Source organism: Streptomyces tyrfis (assembly GCF_037034285.1).
Classification (GTDB): Bacteria; Actinomycetota; Actinomycetes; order Streptomycetales; family Streptomycetaceae; genus Streptomyces.
Window position 1 is genome coordinate 1 of sequence record NZ_JBAGJZ010000122.1, and the last position, 866, is coordinate 866.

Consider the following 866-nt stretch of genomic DNA (forward strand, 5'->3'; position numbering starts at 1 on the left):
CCGAACCGCAAGAGGGGCCGCTTTCGGGCGAGTTGAGTAATCGTCAGATTATCCGGAAATAGCATTTGGCGTACGTCGTGTACCCCGATAGGCGTTCCGGAAACCCACGGCCACGTGTCCGATATGACAGGTATGGGGACCGTCAGTACGTTCAATCACGGGCCGACTGCTCAGCCGGCCTCCCTGAGACAGGAGAAGTGACATGGTTACCCGTTCCACCGTGGTTACCGGTGCCGTCGCGGCCGCGGCGGCCCTGGCAGCAACCGGCATCACCTACGCCTCGGCCGCCACGTCCGAGCCGGCCCAGGCGGTCCCCGTGGTCCAGCAGGCCGCCGCCCCCACCACCGCTCTGGAGGGCGGTGACTCCGGCAAGGGCAACGAGGGCAAGGGCAACGAGGGCAGGGGCTACGGCGGCGGCGGTGGCGGCGGCGGCCACGAGAAGCGCCGTCACCACCACCGCCACCACCACGGCCGTATCCACATCAACGAGCGCACCTACTCCGACGAGCGCGGCGGCTGCGTGACCGTCGTCAGCGGACTCGGGTCCAGGACCCTCAACATCCGCAACGACAGCCACCGGACCATCGAGGTCTTCCGCGGCGTCACCTGCGACAACGGCGCGCCCATCGCGACCGTCGGCCCCTGGAGCTCCAGCGACGGAGTCCACCCCGGCCACGTCAAGGGCGGCGTCCACGTCCACGACGGAGTCGTCGGCAGCTTCCGCGTGATCGAGCACCACCACCACCGCGGCCACGACGGCGGCGACTTCGGCGACGACTACGACGACGACGACCGCTACTGACCCGACCGCACCACCCCACACACAACCCCGGCCCGCCGGAATCGGGCCGGGGTTCCGTGTACCC

General features: G+C 69.2%; 1 protein-coding gene. It reads left to right on the top strand.

Translation table 11 applies throughout. The features are described 5' to 3' along the window. Positions 1 to 202: 202 nt before the first annotated feature. Positions 203 to 802, top strand: a complete 600-nt coding sequence (locus tag WA762_RS35485; protein WP_335941714.1) for a hypothetical protein — start codon at positions 203 to 205, stop codon at positions 800 to 802. The last annotated feature ends 64 nt before the right edge of the window (positions 803 to 866 follow it).

Coding starts and splice junctions, on each gene's coding strand:
- WA762_RS35485 (WP_335941714.1), top strand. CDS start 203: ATGGTTACCCGTTCCACCGTGGTTACCGGTGCCGTCGCGGCCGCGGCG.